At 71.2% G+C, this 18442-nt stretch carries 11 protein-coding genes; 6 read left to right on the top strand and 5 right to left on the bottom strand.

What is annotated here, in order from left to right; genetic code table 11:
- Positions 1-53: 53 nt before the first annotated feature.
- Together A4U64_RS15475 and A4U64_RS15470 are read right to left on the bottom strand one after the other, a co-directional pair.
- Positions 54-887 (bottom strand): 3-oxoacyl-ACP reductase family protein, encoded by an 834-nt coding sequence (locus A4U64_RS15475; RefSeq protein WP_006946880.1) that lies wholly within the window; start codon positions 885-887, stop codon positions 54-56.
- Positions 888-1772: 885 nt separating this feature from the next.
- Positions 1773-7286 (bottom strand): ATP-binding protein, encoded by a 5514-nt coding sequence (locus tag A4U64_RS15470; protein ID WP_029542619.1) that lies wholly within the window; start codon positions 7284-7286, stop codon positions 1773-1775.
- 844 nt (positions 7287-8130) lie between these two features.
- Between A4U64_RS15470 and A4U64_RS15465 the strand changes: the two genes are divergently transcribed.
- From A4U64_RS15465 to A4U64_RS15445, 5 genes are all read left to right on the top strand, one after another.
- Positions 8131-8583 (top strand): GyrI-like domain-containing protein, encoded by a 453-nt coding sequence (locus tag A4U64_RS15465; protein ID WP_043800051.1) that lies wholly within the window; start codon positions 8131-8133, stop codon positions 8581-8583.
- Between the two features lie 53 nt (positions 8584-8636).
- On the top strand, positions 8637-10490 hold the full coding sequence (locus A4U64_RS15460; RefSeq protein ID WP_043800052.1) for an acyl-CoA thioester hydrolase/BAAT C-terminal domain-containing protein: 1854 nt from the start codon (positions 8637-8639) through the stop codon (positions 10488-10490).
- Between the two features lie 70 nt (positions 10491-10560).
- Positions 10561-11739: a hypothetical protein gene (locus A4U64_RS15455; RefSeq protein WP_043800134.1), complete on the top strand. Its 1179-nt coding sequence runs from the start codon at positions 10561-10563 to the stop codon at positions 11737-11739.
- 225 nt (positions 11740-11964) lie between these two features.
- Positions 11965-12387 carry a hypothetical protein gene (locus tag A4U64_RS15450; protein WP_051446069.1) on the top strand — a complete coding sequence of 141 codons (423 nt, stop codon included), beginning with the start codon at positions 11965-11967 and terminating at the stop codon, positions 12385-12387.
- Positions 12388-12502: 115 nt separating this feature from the next.
- Positions 12503-13549, top strand: a complete 1047-nt coding sequence (locus tag A4U64_RS15445; RefSeq protein ID WP_043800057.1) for a zinc-dependent alcohol dehydrogenase family protein — start codon at positions 12503-12505, stop codon at positions 13547-13549.
- A 104-nt stretch (positions 13550-13653) separates the two neighbouring features.
- Here the strand turns inward: A4U64_RS15445 and A4U64_RS15440 are convergent, their stop codons facing one another.
- The gene (locus A4U64_RS15440; protein WP_084648650.1) at positions 13654-14793 is read right to left on the bottom strand and encodes a patatin-like phospholipase family protein; all 1140 of its coding nucleotides are present in this window, start codon (positions 14791-14793) and stop codon (positions 13654-13656) included.
- Between the two features lie 243 nt (positions 14794-15036).
- Here A4U64_RS15440 and A4U64_RS15435 point away from each other — a divergent pair, with 243 nt between their 5' ends.
- Positions 15037-15705: an HAD family hydrolase gene (locus A4U64_RS15435; RefSeq protein ID WP_006941379.1), complete on the top strand. Its 669-nt coding sequence runs from the start codon at positions 15037-15039 to the stop codon at positions 15703-15705.
- 44 nt (positions 15706-15749) lie between these two features.
- Here A4U64_RS15435 and A4U64_RS15430 read toward each other — a convergent pair whose 3' ends face one another.
- Complete coding sequence (locus A4U64_RS15430) at positions 15750-16730, bottom strand: hypothetical protein (protein ID WP_065922795.1); 981 nt, start codon at positions 16728-16730, stop codon at positions 15750-15752.
- Positions 16731-16884: 154 nt separating this feature from the next.
- Entirely contained in the window at positions 16885-18420 is a 1536-nt protein-coding gene (locus A4U64_RS15425) for a hypothetical protein (protein WP_065922794.1), read from the bottom strand.
- Positions 18421-18442 lie beyond the last annotated feature (22 nt).

Genomic DNA, 18442 nt, shown 5'->3' with positions numbered 1-18442 from the left:
GTGCCGAAGTACCGTTCAGTGAGAAGTGCGGAGGTGTGTCTGGGTGCAGCGGGTCACATGTCGAGTCCGCCGTTGACGCCCCACACCTGACCGGTGATGTAGGACGAGGCGTCGGCGGCCAGGAAGTGGACGACGCGGGCGATCTCTTCGGGATCGGCCAGGCGGTTCACCGGGATCGTGCTCTTGATGCGATCGAGGACCTTGTCCGGGATGGTCTCGACCATCTCGGTGGCGACGAAGCCGGGGGTGATGGTGTTGACGGTGACGCCGATGCTGTCCGGGGTGAGCTTGCCGGAGCGGGCCAGCGTGAACGCCGCCTCCTTCGCGAGCGTCTTGGTCAGGCCGAACATGCCGGCCTTCGAGGCCGCGTAGTTCGCCTGGCCGATGTTGCCGGTCTCGCCGATGACGGACGAGACGTTGACGATGCGACCGGTGCCGCGCTCGAGCATGTGCTTCAGGGCGGCCTGGGCCAGGAAGAAGGCGCCGGAGAGGTTGACGGAGATGACGTTGTTCCAGTCGTCGTCCTCCATCTTCAGCACGGTGCGGTCGATGGTGATGCCGGCGTTGTTGACGAGGATGTCCAGGCGCCCGTGCCGCTCGATGACCTCGTTGATGGTGCGACGGCAGTCGTCCGCGTTCGCGACGTCGCCCTTGTGCACGCTGTACTCGACGCCGTTCTGGCCGTTCGCCTGGATGTCCGCGAGGAACTGGTCGGCCTGGGCGGTGTTGCGCCCGTACCCGGCGGCCACCGTCGCGCCCTGGGCGGCGAGGCTGCGGCTGATGGCCGCGCCGATGCCGCGCGTTCCACCGGTCACGAATGCGACGCGGCCGCGCAGCTTGGTGCCGGCGACGGTGGTACGGGACGACGGTTCGATGGTGCTGGTCATGTCGGTTCTCCTCGAATGCGGCGAACTCGACGGATGCCGTCGAGTACAGATGTGTCGGGCCGGCGATGCCGGTGCCCCGAGCGGCGGTGCCCGGAGTCCGATCGGCGTGGGTGCTACCGCGAGCAGCTGATGTGAGCGTCCCTGCACGCTTCGCGATATTCGCCCCTGCCAACCGAATTCACGTAGTGCTCCCGCTCGTTCTCCCCTGTCGAGTTCAATGATGCAGCATCGCGCGTCATGTGTCATGTCTTTCGCCGAAAATGATTGGCAGAGCAATGACTTACGCTAATGATACTGAATAGTCTTGAATAACAACGGATTACGGTCATTGTTGGGGTGATGTTCACCTACAGGCCGACTGCATGTCCGTTCCGGGACCTTGGTCACAACACGCAACGCGCAGCGGGCCGATCGGAATGGCGCGCGGTACTACTGCACGGTCAGGAGTGCGGCATACATGCAGCTGGTCTGTTCGCGTATTCGTGATCTGCCTGCGAAATGTACTCCAGTACAACATAATTCACTGCTCGATCCGTGGCTGTTCCGCTCGCATGGGGGGTGCCGGCTCGAAAGCACTGCGTGCCAACAGCGTGCATGTAGCGACCTGCGCGGGGGGTGTGGGGGGCGAAAATCGGTACCCGGCTCCACGCCGCCGCAAACCTGTGAGCTTGCTCACGATCGCATATTTCCCGGGATTGGGACACTCCGGATCGGGGGTTGTGTGCGCGGATCGGTCGCCTCGCCCAGCGACTGCAGGGCGACGTACGGCCGTCCCGGCGGGAGAAAGTACCCGGGACGCCGGCCGAGACGGTGACGGACCCGTGAGGGCACAAGAAAGGGCCCCGCACCGGCGAACCGGTGCGGGGCCCTTCGGGGATCGTGCGGTTACTGCGCGAGCACCTTCGCCATGCCTCGCTCGACGGCGGCGACGATCTCCGGCCGCAGGTCCGCGGCAGGGATGATCGAGTGCACGGAGCCGACCTGCTGGGCGCGCTGGATGTTGTGGATGGCCTCGAACTCCGCAGCCACCTCACCGAGCTTCTCCGACCGCACCGCCGTGCGCTGCGTTGCCAGCTCGACCCGCAGGCGGGCCTTCTCGCCGTCCTCGGCCGCGGCGAGCTGCGCCTCGAGTTCGGTGATCCGCGGATCCGCCGCGGTGCGCGCATTGACGTCGCGGGTGAACACCACCGCCGCGGCGGGTGCGCCGCCGAGCACGGAGGCGAACGAGCCCTCGACCGCGAGCACCTCCATGTTCTCGTTCAACGCGCCGGAGAACACCACGAAGGCGCCACCGTGGTAGCGGGAGACCACGACGAAGACGATCGGGCCGTCGAAATTGACGATCGCCCGGCCGATCTCGGCGCCGTTCTCGAGCTGCAGGTTACGCAGCGACTCGGGGGAGCCGTCGAACCCGGACAGGTTCGCCAGCACCACCACGGGGCGGTTGCCGCTCGCCGCGTTGATCGCCCGCGCGGTCTTCTTCGACGACTTCGGGAACAGCGTGCCCGAGGTCCACTGGTCCGGCCCGTCGGTGGGGAACCAGCCCTTGCGGGCGATGGCGCGGGACTCGATGCCGATCACCGTGACCGCGTTGCCGCCGAGATGGGCGTCGAACACCACCGACGTGTCGGCGTCGGCCATGTCTGCCCACCGCTCGAGCACCGGGTGGTCCTGGTCGACCACCGCGCGCATGACCGTGCGGATGTCGAACGGCTTCTTGCGGTCCGGGTTGGTCTCCGCGGAGAAGATGTCGCCCACCGTGGTGAAGTCGCTCGACGGGTGCACGTGCGGGTACACCCGGACGTCGCGCTCGATCGGGTCGACGGTCTCGGCCTTGCGGGGGAACCGCTCGCCCGGGGCGAGGTAGGCGTGCTCGTAGTGCCCGAAGAGCACCTCGACCGCGGCCGACAGGTTCGGCGCCCAGTACTGCGCCTGACCGTTGGGGCCCATGACGCGGTCGTAGCCGCCGATACCGAAGTTGTCCTCGGCCGACACGCCACCGGAGTAGTCCAGGGACTGCTTGCCGGTCAGCACCATCGCACTGTCCGGGGTCATCACCAGGATGCCCTTGGTGTGCATGAGCATCGTCGCCTCGGCGTTCCAGTACGGCTGGGCGCCGACGTTGATGCCGGTGACCACGACGTTGATCTCGCCGCCGGCCTGCGTGAAGGTGATGATGCGGCGCAGGGCCCGCGAGACCCAGTCCATGTTCTCGGTGCCGGACTCCATCGAGATGGTGGCGCCGGAGGACAGCGCGAACCACTCGACCGGGACGCCGAGCTGCTCGGCCAGGTCGATCGCGGCGACGACGCGGGCGCACTCGGCCTCCGCGACGGTGCCGAGCGCCTTCGTCGGATCGCCGAACAGTGCGACGCGGGTCATGCCCTCCGGGTACCGCGGCGTCGGGGTGGTGACCAGTCCGACCACCAGACCGGCCTTGTTCCGTCCGTACGGACGCTGCACCGGCACCACGGCACCGGTGACACCCCCCGTCGCTGCGCTCGCCCCGGAGTCGTCGAGGTCGTACTCGACGAAGCTGCCCTTGCTGCCGGTGAGCAGCGGGATCAGCTCGTACGGGTACACGGTGCCGCGGGCGCGGGAGCGCTGGACCTTCTGGGTGTACTCGTCGAGCGGCTGCAGCGGCTCCTTCGGCGGATCGGTCACCCGCACGACCACGCCGGCGCCGGAGCGGTACGAGAATCGCAGCGCCACCTCGCGGGGCTCGGCCTCCGCGGTCTCACGCCACCAGCCGATGACGGTGATCTCCTCGAGGCCGGCGCCGACGGTGAGCGGGGCCGCCCCACGGCTGACCCGCTTCAGGTCGTCGATGCTCAGATCCACCTCGGGCCACACGAACAGCACCACGCGGTTCGCGTCGAGGCGGCGCTTGCCGCGGGCGGCCTGCGACCGGCGGATCGCGTCGAGGCAGCTCGACAGGGCCCGCTCGAACGCGGGCAGGCCCACGATCGTGCCGGTCTCGTCGCGCTGCGGGGTCAGGTCCCGCACCTCGGCGAGGGCGATGAGCCGCTCGTCGGACGGATTCTCGTTCGCCGCAATGTGATACAGGTACGAGTCCGGGTTCGCCGGCAGGCGGGTGCCGACGAAGTTCTTCAGCCGCCACAGATCCAGGCGCTGACCGGTGAGCGGGTGCATGTCGCGGATGTTGGTTTCCTCCGCGTACCCGGTCTCGAACGGGCGGAAGGTGAAGACGTGCTCCTCGGCGCGGTCGGTGTGGCACACCGTCACCGTGACCCGGCGGGCGGCGGCGGCGACCTCACGGCCGGCCAGCACCGCGCGCAGCGCCTCGGCCTGCGCGTCGGCGTCGGCGGGGGCGTCGTCCCACGCGAGGTACAGGTCGACCACCAGGTTGTCGGTGCCGGGCAGGGTGCGCGCCGACTCCTCGACGGTGTCCAGGGCCGCCTCGAGCTCGGCGTGCCGGGCCTCGGTGGAGATCAGGTACAGGCGGGTGCCGCGCAGATCGAAGTTGCCGGTGACGAACTGCCGGCCGCCGCGCACCTCGGACTGCACCTGCTCGAGCGTGCGGATCTTGTAGGCGCGGCGGGTGATGACCTCGAGCAGCGGGCCCGGAACGGTTTCCGGTCGGGCGATCTGCTGGGCGAGCAGGTCGATCAGCGGCTCGGGGGTGGCCACCAGGGCCTCGACGCGCTGCGCGTAGTCCGCGGCGCCGGGGTGGTCGGCGAGGTGGGCGAGGCTGCCGCGCACCCCGTCGTACACCTGCTCGCGGACCTTGCGGATCACCGGCTCCTCGAAGAGGCGGTAGCGCAGGTTGCGAGCCGCGTCGCCGATCACCGGGTAGCGCACCTGGGTGGCGACGATGAGCCGGTCGAGGACCTCGTTCAGCTCCTGCGAGATGCCGGCCGGTCCCTCGGTCTCCTCGAGCCACCGCTCGAGCAGTGCCGAGACCACCGGAACCTGCGTCTCGATGCGCTGCTGCGCGAGGAACAGCCGGTAGACGGCCTCCTCGAGCTCGGGGGTGCGATCCAGCTCGGTGACGTCGTAGTGCCGCAGCGCCTGCGACAGTCGCGCACGGAAGCTCTCGGGCAGGCCGCCGACCTCGACGTCGAGGGACTGCAGGTAGCCGTGGAAGTGCTCGCGGGGGCTGTGCACGCGCTCGTCGCTGGACTCCTCGGCCTGCGTCGGGCGGTTGCGCGAGAGCTCGCACACGTCGGCGAACGTGGTGAGCAGCGCCAGCTCGGCGCGCACCAGGTCGCAGTTCCCGGCGGCCTCGCCGCGCAGGCGGTCGTACTCGGCGAGCAGCGTCGCGGTCCGCTTGCCGGAGACGTCGTAACCGGTGACGAGCGCCTCGAGGGCGTCGAGCCGGGCCAGCGCGTCGGCCGCGGCGTCGCCGGTCACGACGGCGGCGGGTGCGGGGAACTGCACGCGCTCGACCGTCTCGGTGACGGTCTCCTCGGCGATCCGATCGACACGCAGCAGCGGTGCACCGGCGTCGACCTGCGAGTTGACCACGGCGAGGACCTCGCGGACGCGGCCGGCGAAGGGCGCGCGCACCGCGGTCTCCATCTTCATGGACTCGAGCACCACGAGCGTCTGGCCGGCCTCGACGTCGTCGCCGGGGGCGACGGGCACCGCGACGACGACGGCGGGCGCGGGGGTGCGCACGACGCCGGCCTCGTCCTGGCTGATCTGGTGGCTGATGCCGTCGACCTCGACGAGGAAGCCGGTGGCGCCGGCGATCGAGACGATGTGGTGGCGGCGCCCGGCGAGGACGAGCCGGGACTCGAACTGCCCGAGCCGGTCGACGTCCACCTCGAGTTCGCCGCTGCCGGCGTCGACGCGGTAGCGGTGCGGCCCGACCTGTCCGACGAGCAGCTCGTAGGCCTGGCCCTGGTAGCTCAGCTCGACCTTGCGGCCCACCGAGTGCCCGGCGCGGGGGCGGCCGCCGCGGGCGGAGGTGAGGAACGCGGCGCGCTCGTGGCTCTCCTCGGCGTCGTAGACGTCGACGGCCGTGGCGATCAGCGCGATGTCGGCCACCCGGGACGGACCGGTGGCGGTGCCGGCTCCGGTGCGGTCGAGCCAGCCGGTGTCGGCCGACGCGGAGATGACCTCCTCGCGGTCGAGCAGGTCGAGCAGGAACGACTTGGTGGTGGTGCCGCCGTCGAGGACGACGGTGGTCTCGCGCAGCGCGGTGCGCAGGCGGGCCAGGGCCTCGTCGCGGTCGCGGCCCCACGCGATGATCTTGGCAACCATCGAGTCGTAGTCCGGCGGGATGACGTCGCCCTGGGCGATGCCGGTGTCGACGCGCAGGCCGGACCCGAGCGGGAACTTGAGCAGCTGCACGGAGCCGGGGGCGGGGGCGAAACCGTTGTCGGCGTCCTCGGCGTTGAGCCGGGCCTCGACGGCGTGACCGAACTCGGGCGGGCAGTCGCCGGGCAGCTTCTCCCCGGAGGCCACCAGGATCTGCAGCTTGACCAGGTCGATGCCGGTGGTGGCCTCGGTGATGGGGTGCTCGACCTGCAGGCGGGTGTTGACCTCGAGGAAGGTGAAGATCTTCAGGTCCGGCTGGTACAGGTACTCGACGGTGCCGGCGCCGCAGTACCCGGCGGCGCGCACGAGGTCCGCGGAGACCGCGCGCAGGTGGTCGGCCTGCTCCTTGGTCAGCAGCGGCGAGGCCGACTCCTCGATGACCTTCTGGTTCTTGCGCTGGATGGAGCAGTCGCGCACGCCCGGCGCCCAGACGTTGCCGTGACCGTCGGCGATGACCTGGACCTCGACGTGGCGGGCGTCGGTGACGAGACGCTCGATGAACACCACGGGATCGCCGAACGAGCGCTCGGCCTCGCCCTGGGTGCGCTCGAGGGCGAGCTCGAGCTCGTCCTCGGAGTACACCTTGCGGATGCCGCGGCCGCCGCCGCCGGAACGGGCCTTGATGATCAGCGGGTAGCCGATGGCCTGGGCGTGCCGGCGCGCGTCGGCGCGGGTCTCGACCGGTCCGCCCGACCACGGGGCGACGGGCACGCCGACCTTCTCGGCGAGCAGCTTGGCCTCGACCTTGTCGCCGAGCAGGCGCATGGCCTCGGCCGACGGGCCGATGAAGGTGATGTTCAGGCGGGCGCAGACCTCGGCGAACGCGGGATCCTCGGCCACGAAGCCCCAGCCGACCCACACGGCGTCGGCCTTCGCTTCGAGGAGGGCGCGCTCGAGTTCGGCGTGATCGAGGTAGGGGGTGGCGGCCGTGGTGGACGGCCGCAGGGTGACGCCCTCGTCGGCCTGGCGGACGAACATGGCCCGCCGCTCGGCCTCGGTGTGCAGGGCGATCGTCTTGATGTCGTAGCCGTGCTCGGAGTTGAGCTCCCGGACTGCTCTGATGAGGCGTACTGCCGCCTCACCTCGGTTGACCACCGCGATCCGTTTGAACATACTCGTTGCCACCGTTCTCCAGGTTTGTGCGCGCTCGTGCGACGCTCGTCGAAGCTTCTCGCCAGTGAGTGAAAAAAGTTAACCGATGTCGAGGCCCGCGTCACGGGTTGATAACGCGAGCAAGAACATGTATCGGTCGGCTCCTCGTGTCGGCGTATGCGTGCGGACGTGTGCACCGACTGGCCCGGCGGATGCCTGGGTGTCGGCGGACAGGCGGTCGGCCTCGTCCCGCGGACCGTCGTCGTCGACGGCCGAGTGCCCCCCGGTGGGGACGATCCTTCCGCTAACAGCATGAAGGAAACATGAGGGTTTGTCACGTTTTGTGGTCGGCAGGGCGGGGTTTGCCGCTCCCTCTCCGCCTCGCGCGCGGGAACCGCTGGCGGACAGTCGATTACGATCGAAATGGGGGACGATTCCGGGGCCCGGCCTCGGCGGGCCCGGGAATACCGCCGGGTAACACCGGGCAGTAACATTCGGGCCGTTGGTCTTTCGCGCGGCACGATGTCGGGTCCGCGAGCGCCGTCGGCTACGTGAATTGTCCAGCATCGGACCGGCATCGACGCCGCGAACGGGTCGAAGCGGACACGGGCCGCCGGCTGCGGGACCCGTCGCGCCGCCGCGACGAGGGTCGCTGCGGTCCGGCCGGTGCTGTGACGATTGTCACGGTAGTCGGAGCGCTCGTGTGTGCGGGCCGAATGTCACATCGATTCGATTGCATCGACCGGATGTGACATTCGGCCGCCGGCAACCCCCGCACAGCCCGGGCGCTCGATGTCTCCGGAAGTTCACGAATCGGCAGTGTGAATCGCCTATCGTGGCCCCAGGCTTCGACAGGGGAGGACGCATGCCCGAGATCGTGCACGCACCGGCCAGGCATCTGGCCGCCGTGGAGTTCAGCACCGACGTGGCGCACATCGGTGAGCACCTCGGCGAGGCGTACGGCGCCGTCGAGCAGTACCTGGCCGGCGCGGGCACGTCGCCGGCCGGCCCGGCCGTCGCGTACTACCGCAACTTCACCAGGGAGGGCTTCGACGGCGCCGCCGGCTTCGAGGTCACCACCCGGATCGACGGCGACGGCCACGTGGTCCCGATCGACCTGCCCGCCGGCCAGGTCGCGACCGAGACCCACCTCGGTCCCTACGACACGCTCGAGCACACCTACGAGGCCCTCGCCGCCTGGGCCGCCCGCGAGGGGCACGACCTCGACCTGAGCACCGCGTGGGAGGAGTACTGGAGCCCGCCGGGCACCCCCGCCGAGGAAGTGCGAACCGTGATCTTCGTTCCCGTGAACTCCTGAGGCGTATCGCGGAAGCACCTCCACGGCGGCGGGAGGCGGGAGACAATCCGCGAATGTCCCTCGTCGTCGGATTCGCGCCGTGGATCGTGTACTGGATCCTCGTCGGCAACACCGGGTTCGTCACCGCCGTGGCCGCCGCCCTCGCGCTCGCCGCCGCCGGCCCCCTCGTACAGCGGGTGCGCGGAAAGCCGTGGCGCTCCCTCGACGTCGGCACCGTCGTCGTCTTCGCGCTGCTGCTGATCGCCGCGCTCACGCTCGACGACGCCGTCCTCGAACGCTGGCTGCAGCCGGTCGGCAATCTCGGACTGCTGCTCGTCGTCCTCGGCGGCATCCTCGCCGGACGACCGTTCGTGCGCGAATACGCCGTCGAGACAGTCGATCCCGCGACCGCGGCATCCGGCGGCTTCCGGTACATCACCACCGCGATGACGTGGATGTGGGCCGCCGCGTTCGCCGTGATGACCGTGTCCTCGCTGATCCCGCCGATCGTCGACGGTTCCGCCACCGTCCGCGACGAGACCGACGCGCTCTCCGTCGTCGGCTACTGGGTCGTCCCCTTCGTCGTCCTGGGTGCCGCCGGACTGGTTTCGGCCCTGTTTCCCAAGTGGTTCGACACGAAGTCCGCGCTCGCCGCCACCGCCAACCCGAGCCCCGAACCCGCGTCCCCGACGGCACCACCCCCGGACCTCGACTCGCCCCGGGTGCACCTCGTCGTACCGCGCCAGTCGCGGCACGACGAGCCGTTCCGCCTCACCCTCGCCGGGTCGCGGCCCGACGCGACGATCACCGTCACCGCCGAGGGCGCCGACATGTCCGGCGCCCGCTGGCGGTCGCACCGCAGCTACGACGGCAGCGTCGACGTCGTCGACGAACCGTTGTGGGACATGCGGTTCGACGAGCCCGACCGCGTACCCGACCTGTTCGTCCCCCCGCCCGGCCGGTGGCCGGTCACGCTCACCGTCACCGACGGCCCGCACACCACGCGACGCACGGTGATCCGCACCGACGCCGCGCCCGGCGTGACCGTCGCAGACCTCGACGTCGCCGGACGGCCGGGTCTGCTCGCCCGCCCGGACGGCCCGGCTCCGCTGCGCGGATGGCCGGCGGTGCTGTGCGTCGGCGGATCCGAGGGCGGCGTCGATTCCCAGCGCGCCACCATCGCCGCCCTCGCCTCCCACGGCCACGTCGCCCTCGCCTACTCGTGGCTCGACGAGAACACCGAGGTCGCGTCCGTACCGCTCGAGCGCTTCACCGGCGCGCTGCGCCACCTCGCCGCCCTGCCCGAGATCGACACCGACAACGTTGCCGCCGTGGGCATTTCCCGGGGCGCCGAAGGCCTGCTCGCCGCCGTCGCGGCCGACGGCACGTCGCTGCGGGCGCTGGTGCTCGTCAGCCCCAGCTCCGTCTCGTGGCAGGGACTCGGGCCGGACGGGGAGATCCCGGACACTCCGTCGTGGACCCTGGGCGGCGCGCCACAGCCCTGGGCACCGCTGCCCAGCTCCGCGCTGATGCCGCAGATGATCCGCAACGCCTGGCGCGCCGGCCGCGACGTCGCCCGGCACCGGCCGTCGCTGCTGCGGCTGTCCGACGCCTACCGCGCGGGACTGCGCGACGCGCCCGACCCCGCCCACCTGCGGTCCGAGAAGATCGACGCCCCGATCCTGTGCATCACCGGCACCGACGACCAGCTGTGGCCGGCCACGGACATGGCGGGCGCCCTGCTCGCCCGGCGCGGCGACGGTCGCGACCGGCACCTGTCCGTCGACGGCGCCGGCCACCTGATCCGCCTCGGCATGTTCCCCGGCGACGCCCAGTGGAGCGGTGGCATCGCCTTCGGCGGCACCCCGGCCGGGCAGGGCAGGGCCCAGCGCGCCGCGGTCGACTCGGTCACCGAGTTCCTCGCCTGACCGGCGCTCCCGTCGCGGTCCCGGGTTTTCTGGAACAGTGGAGGGGTCCGGACGCCACGAGGAGGTCCCGATGTCCGACGACCCGCAGTTCCCGGTCGGGTTCGAACCGGCCGAGCAGCGCCGCGAGCGGATGGCCGCGCAGGTGCGCCGCTGGTGCGAGCAGCACCGGCTCGACGGCCGGCACGCCCCGCTGTCGGACGCCGCCGCTCTCTGCCTGGCCGCCGGCCACCTCGACGACGAGACCCGCGACATCCTGGCCCGGCGCCGCCGGATCGGCCGCGGCCTGCCCACGCTCGGCGGGTTCGGCGCGTTGCGCCATCTCACGGACGAGCACGCCCGCCTCACGGTGCGAGCCGCCGACCTGCGCCCCGGCGCCGCCCGGCTGGTGTTCGAGTACCGGGCGGGGGAGCTGGCCAAGCGGCTGCGCAACGCCCACTACACGCTCACCGTGTCCGGCCGGCACTACGCGCAGGGCGTGCGGGCCGTGCGGCGGGAACGGCGCGACGGCGTGCACCTCGACCCGCACCAGCGTGACGCCCTGTTCGCGGCGCTGCAGCGCACGCCCGCGCCGATCCCCGAGAGAACGACCGATCAGGTGCGCGGCGCCGTGCTCGGCGTGGCCGTGGACCGGGTGACGCGCTGGTCCGACGGCACCGCGGCGGCCGCGGTGGGACGTCGCGCCGCCGACGCCCTCGGCCGGCAGGTGCCCGACGGCGACGATCACTTCGTCGACCGGTACGACACCCTGCTGTTCCTCGCCGGCACCCTGTTCGATCGGATCGAAGGCTCCACGGCCTGGCGGTCGGACCACCTCGCGGTGCAGCGGTCCCAGCTCGATCTCGCCGACGAGCTGACGCAGATCGCCGTGGACGCCGTGACGTTGCGGGGCCTGCTCGCCGAACTCGCCGACGCCCGGCGCGCGGCGCCGTCCGCTCGCGCGGCCGTCGACGCGCGTATCGCCGCGCTCGCACCGGTGTGGGATCAGCTTCTCGACCGGGTGGCGGCACTGGCCCGCATCGGCGAACTGCTCACCGTCGCCGAGGTCCAGCTGCGCACGGCCGAGGTCGAGGCCCGCACCGCGAGCCTCGACGAGCGGATCGACTCCCTCATCGGCCGATCGGGAGCGCGGGAGTTGTCCGCCGACAACACCTACTTCGTCGGCGACCAGTTCGGGATCGCGGCAGAGCTGATGGGTTCGCTCCGGTCGGAGCTGAGGGGCGACATCGCGGAGCTCACCGCGCGGGAGTGAGGCCGCCCGCGCGTCGATTGTCAGCTGTCACAGCCCAGCTCCTCGGTGATTCCGACGTCGCCCGACGGCACTGCTTCTCGTGCGGGCGGTGCTGTAACTTTCACGCGTTCTCGAGCGAAATCGACTGGGGGTGAACGGATGCTGCGCAGTGTGTCGAGATGCACGGCGCCGAGATGCACGGTGCCGAGACCCACGGTGCCGGCGTGCACGGCCCGGAGGTCGGGGATGCTCCTGGCGGCGACGGTGTTCGCCGTCGCCGGCTGCGGCGGGTCCGGCGGCACGGTCCGGGTGCAGGACGCCCCGATCCTCGAGGCGGAGTTCGACACGGTCCTGCTGACGGGCGAACCCCGCACCCTCGCCTCCGTGGCCGAGGACGCCGGTCTGTCGCCGGGGTCGTGGGACCGCATGTACCGATTCTCGCTGCCCCTGCTGATGAGCTCGATCAACCGGGATCTCGGCCTGACGGGCACCGTGTGGGAGAACCTCCCCGACACCGCGGGGCAGGGCCTGATCGTCTTCATGTCCGACGGCGCCGTCGTCCGTGCCACCGTCGACCGGGCACCCGTCGTCGAGGTCGACGGGTACGGCACCCCCGAGGCGCTGGTCGAGGCGGCCCCGGACCGGCTCACGATCGTCTCCGGCCACTGACCGACCCGGTGTGACATCCCCCCGTCCGATTCGAGGTCCAAGGACCCGTTCCGAACGGGCGCGAACGATGGGACGCTGAGACCGGCAGACACCCATCGGCGAAAGGGCCGAAGCAATGAAGGCACTGGTGTTCCACGGTCCGGGCAAGCGCGTCTGGGAGGACGTTCCCGACCCCCGAATCCAGGACCCCACCGACGCGATCGTCCGCGTCGACGCGGTCACCATCTGCGGCACCGACCTGCACATCCTCGGCGGCGACGTCCCCGAGGTGACCGACGGGCGCACCCTCGGGCACGAGGCCGTCGGCACCGTCGTCGAGGTCGGGCCGGGCGTGCAGAACCTCGCGCCCGGCGACCGGGTCCTCGTCTCGTGCATCACCTCGTGCGGGCGCTGCCGCTTCTGCCGCGAGGGCCGCTACGGCCAGTGCCTCGGGGGCGGGGGCTGGATCCTCGGCCACCTCATCGACGGCACCCAGGCCGAACTCGTGCGAGTCCCGTTCGCCGACAACTCGACCCACCGTGTACCCGAGGGCGTGAGCGACGAGCAGATGCTCATGCTCGCCGACATCCTGCCCACCTCCTACGAGGTCGGCGTGCTCAACGGATGCGTGCGGCCCGCCGACGTCGTCGTCATCGTCGGCGCCGGACCGATCGGTCTCGCCGCGATCCTCGCCACCCGGCTGCTGAGCCCGAGCCACGTCGTCGCGGTCGATCTCGCCGACAGCCGACTCGAGGCCGCCAAGGCGTTCGGCGCCGACGTCGTGGTCAACGGCGGGCGCGACGACGTCGCCGCGGTGGTGCGCGACCTCACCGGCGGCCTCGGCGCCGACGTCACCATGGAGGCCGTCGGAGTGCCGGCGACGTTCGAACAGGCCGTCGAGCTGGTCCGGCCGGGCGGCCATGTCGCCAACATCGGCGTCCACGGCGCGCCCGCCACCCTGCACCTGGAGAGCATCTGGATCAAGGACCTCACCATCACCACCGGCCTGGTCGACACCTACTCGACGCCGACCCTGATCGGCCTGGTCCGCAGCGGCAAACTCGACACCTCGCCGATGATCACCCACCGGTTCGCACTCGACGAGTTCGAGGAGGCCTACGACGTCTTCGGCCGCGCGGGTGAGACCGGTGCGCTCAAGGTGCTGCTGACGGGCAGCCGGTAACCTGGCGCGGCTGCGCTCGCTGCTTCACCCGCGCCGCCACAGGCGAGCGAATGTATCGTTCCGTCGGACTACCGAGGTGAGCGATACATTCGCTCGGGCCGCGCTCATTCGTGAGTTGCCGCAATTCCGAGTTCGGCTGCGGCGGAAGTAAAGTCCGGGTCGAAGAGCAGGAAGCTCAGCAGGTCGCCGTGGTCCTCGCGTGTTCCCCCGGCGAGGCGACCCAGGACCGACAGCCACGGATGGCGCAGACCGCCGACGCCCGCGGCCTTCCTGCTGTACACGTCGTACGCGAGCCGGCCGAGGTCGTACGCCTGATCGAGCGACGGGCCCGCGAACCGCACCCGGATCTCCCGATCCGATGTCACGTCCGCGCTGTCCACTCCGGCTGCACGGATGCGCATCAGCCGGTCGTTACGGACCTCGAGTTGGTGGAGGTCTTCGATCATGCGGTCCGAGAGGAGGGCGCGCAGGATCAGCGCGGCGGCACCGAATACGTCGGGCGGTTCCTCGTCGCCGGGCACGAGGTCGGCGGCAGGCCGTTCGATCCAGTGCCGCGGCTGGGTCGCGACGACTCCGAGGGTGTCCGCGCCGAAGGCGAGGGCCGGTTTCAGCGGGGTGTTGAGCTGCAGACCGCCGTCGACGTACCAGCCCGCCCACGCCGCCGGTTCGGTGACCCGGACGGGCCGGAACAGCACCGGCACCGCCGCCGACGCCAGCACGTGCTCGACGGTCAGTTCCGTTTCGACGTAGGTGATGTTGCGATGTTCGTCGTAGGGAGGTAGCGGCACGGACGAGCGCTTCTCGACGAAGACCACGGTGCCGCGGGTGGCGACCGACGTTGCGGTCACCGCGACCGCCCCGATGGCGCCGCTGCGGATGTTGGCGTGCAGGTCCTCCCAGCAGATGAGAGAGTCCAGCAGGTCGTGCATGCGCTCGGTGTCGAGAAGGCTCGGTAGCGTGACGTCCAGACCGGCGGCCTGACCGAGGTAGCGCAGGCCCGTGCCGACCAGCGTCCCCACGGGGCCGAAGACGTCGTCCAGTCCCACCGTCGACCACAGGCTCACGATCCTGTGGGTTGCGGCCTTGTACCCGTCCCCGGCGAAGGCGGCCAACGCGACGACGTTCAGTGCGCCGGCGCTGGTTCCCACCAGAATCGGGGGGTGCTCCGACCTCGGCAGGTGCGGCAGCAGCGATGCGATAGCTCCGGCCTCGTACGCGCCCCGGGCGCCCGCGCCGGATACCACCAGACCTACGGTTTCGCTCACGGTCGTCCCCCTCACGACGAGCACGTGCGTACATCGGAGAACGATACGCGCCGGTGCGGCGCCGAATGCGTGATCCGCAGGAGGCGGACGAGGGGCGCGACGAGCACATCCTCGCCCCGTCGGCAGCGCTCACGGGCATCCGGCCGGGGGCGCCGGATCCGTCCGCCGATCGGTTGCGTGTCGGTGTCGTGCCTGCGGACGAGTGTGGCCGAGACTGGGCCTGTGTCCGATATCGGCGGTGTGGAAGCGGTGGTGTTCGACCTGGACGGTGTGCTGGTCGACTCCGAACCGCTGTGGGAGCAGGTGCGCCGGCAGGTCGTGGCCGAGCACGGGGGTCGGTGGACTGCCGACGCGCAGAGCCGATTGATGGGCATGAGTACCCCGGAGTGGTCGAGGTATCTCAGCGACGGTCTCGGTGTCGACCTGCCACCCGACGACGTGGCAGCGCTGGTCATCGATCGCATGGGCGCTCGCTACGCCGACCGGCTGCCGCTGATTCCGGGTGCGGTCGAGGCGGTGCGCGCGATGGCGGCGCGGTGGCCGCTCGGGCTGGCCAGCTCGTCCCCGCAGGCTCTGATCGACGGCGTGCTCGACGCCGCAGCGCTGGGAGACGTGTTCACCGTGGCGCTGTCCACCGAAGGTGTGGCGCGTGGGAAGCCGGCACCCGACATCTACCTGACGGTGGCCGAGCGACTCGGGATGGACCCGGCTCGGTGTGCGGCGGTGGAGGATTCCAGCAACGGGCTGCGGTCGGCGGCGTCGGCCGGCATGCGGGTGATCGCGATTCCCCATCCCCGGTACCCACCCGACCCGGATGCGCTCGCCCTCGCAGGACTGGTGCTGCCCGGCTTGGACAGTCTCACCCCGGCCGCGGTGGCAGCGATGAGGTGAGAGGTGGATGCCGGGGCCCTGCCCCGGTGCAGCCGGTCTCGCCCCTATGCCGGCGGACTCGGCGCAACGCCGACCGGCTGACCCGAAACACGTTTGGGAAGAACGGGAGTGGGAGCCGGGACCGCGCAGGGTGCGAATTGCGCGGCCCGGAACAGGTTGTCGGCGACGCACTCGCCGTCGACACCGGCGGGGACGGAACCGGCGACGAGACCGCGGACCTCCCGGTACAGCGCGGTGGTGTGTTCGACGGCGAGCTGCACCGCGAGCTGGTGATACGTCGTGCCGGGATATCCGGGGACCGGCTCACGACCGCGGAGCGTGCCCGGATCGTCCTTGTTCAGGGTCAGGTGACACTCCTCGAACGGGGCGGGCGGGGCGGGCGGGCCCTCGGCCGGTGGGACGGACGACCCGGCCGGGGGAGCGGGTGGACCGCTCGGGCAGCCGTCGAGGCCGTTCGCCGGGGTCAGCTCGAAGTATCCGGTGTGGAGTCCGGCCGGAAGAGCGGTGGGATCGCACGTCGGGAAGAGCGGGGCGAGCCCCGGTGCCCGATCCGTGCCGACGGCCAGCTCGACCCAGTTCGAATGGGAGTAGAAGTCGGCGAGTGCGTGGGTCAGGCCGCCGAAGGCGCTGCGGGCCGCGAAGCCGTTCGCGGAGGTGCGGAACTCCGGCGGGCCGGTGGGTTGCGCACCGGCGATCACGGCGGGCACGAAGAAGTTCCACGCGTCCCGGGCACGGTCGCAGACGTCCGCCGGTCGCGCGGCGTTGTCGAAGTGCCGGAAGGCGTCGCCCTGGAACAGGTCGCTGCCTTCGTTGCCGGTGCCGGTGAGGAGGCTTCCGGTGATCTCGGCGAGCGCCGGGTCGTCGACACCCCCGTCGAGGGTGGCCGGGGGCAGCGCTGCACGCAGGATCGCGCCGTGGATGTCGGGCGCGAAGGCCAGCGCGTTCGGCGGCATCGACACGGACAGTAGTGCAGCGGCGGCAACCGTCACGATCGTCGACAGACCGGGGCGGGGAAGCAGTGTCATAGGTACTCCGCAGTCGTTGGGTCGTGGCAGTCGTTGGTGGTGGCAGTCGTGGGTCGTGAGCACCGCGCTGCTTCCGGCGATGCCGCGTTCGTTACCGGTGGTGGCCACCTCCGAATATCCCCCTCGGCGGCGATCGTCGCCGGGGAATTCGGGATCATCGCAGAGCCGGCCCGGCCGGCACCCCGAACGGCCGCACGAGTACGGCACCCCAGTCCCGCCACGGCGGGCACGGTGGGGGCGGCCGCCCGTTCAGGAAGCGGATCGCCGCGTCCTCGAATGCCGCCGATCTGGGCAGGTACGGGTGGGCGACGCGGGCCGGGCACCCGTTTCGCTCGACGTCGAGCTGCCAGTCGTCCGGCATCAGGGGCAGATCGGTGGCCGCGGGGAGGCTCGTTGCTCGTACCGTTGCGGGAAGTGGCTGAGCGAGGATGGATTCCGCGGCTCCCGCCGTGCCGAGCAGTTCCCGCGCGGCGGGGGTGTCCGGGTCGAAGTGGAACCGGACCAGGTCGGTGGCCGGAGCGGCGGCACGCAGCAGGTCGCCGAAGACGCGGCCGGGCGCGTTCACGTGCGGTGGGGGATAGCCGGTCGGGGTGCTCGGGAACGGGCCGACCAGCAGTAGCGCATCGACGTCGACCCGTCCGGTGGCGACGGCCTCCCACACCACCCACACGGCGTGCGAATGCGCGGCCACCACCAGCGGACGAGGCAGCGCGGACGCCTGCTCGACGAACAGATCGACCTGCTCGTCGAACGGACGCTGGGTGTCGCTCGGCTCGTAGGGGGCACCCGTGCGGATCGGGCAGGTCGCGTCCCGCTGCGGCTGCCCGTCGCCCGGTCCGGCATACGAGAAGTAGTACACCTGCTCGCAGCGGTAACCGAGGCGGTGCACGTCCGTCGCGTGGATCGCGCCCCGCCCCGACGCCGAGTTGATCCCCGACAGGATCAACAGCGAACCCGGCTGCGGCGGTCCGGGTTCCGGCTCGTCGTACCCGCGGGTCGCGACGAACACGAGCGACGCGGCGGCGAGCACCGCGACGAGCGCGGTCAGGACCGCCCCCGGCCGGCGCAGCGCCGGGCGGCCCATCGCCCGGATCGCCAGGCCGGTCGCGACGGCCGAGACCGGGACGAGCGGCACCGTCAGGACCGGGACCCGTTCGGCCACGGCACCCAGCGCCAGGATCACCGCGCAGTACGGCAGCATCACCTCGACCCGCAGCCCCCGCCGCCAGGTCAGCGCGACGGCCGCGCGCAACCGGGATCCGCCCTGCCACGGCACCGGGCCGAGCGTGAGCACCAGCACCCCGATCAGGGCGACGGCGGGCCAGAACAGCCGGGAGTACAGGACCGCGTAGGCGGTGGCGTCGGCGAACGCCGCCAGCAGCACCGGCCCGAACGCGACCGTGTAGAACAGGGCCGCGAAGCGCAGCCGGCGGGCGTCGAGGCCGCCCAGGAGCCACGCCATGAGCGCCACCCGGGCTGCGGCCACCCCGGCGAGCAACACCAGGAACGCCGGCCACGACGACGCCCGCGACAGCAGGATCCGCAGGTCGGTGAATTGATCCAGCGGCGGCAGCGCCACCAGGTGGATGAGCCCCGGCCAGGTCGGGACCGCGTTCGTCGCGGCGAGCAGCACGACGAGCGCCGCGGTGGCCGCGAGCGGCCACCAGCGCCTCCACCGTCCCTCTCGCACTCGCGGGCTCCCGTCGCCGACT

This window comes from Rhodococcus sp. WB1, assembly GCF_001700945.1.
Taxonomy (GTDB): domain Bacteria; phylum Actinomycetota; class Actinomycetes; order Mycobacteriales; family Mycobacteriaceae; genus Rhodococcus; species Rhodococcus aetherivorans.
This window is presented reverse-complemented; position numbering and strand designations above follow the sequence as displayed.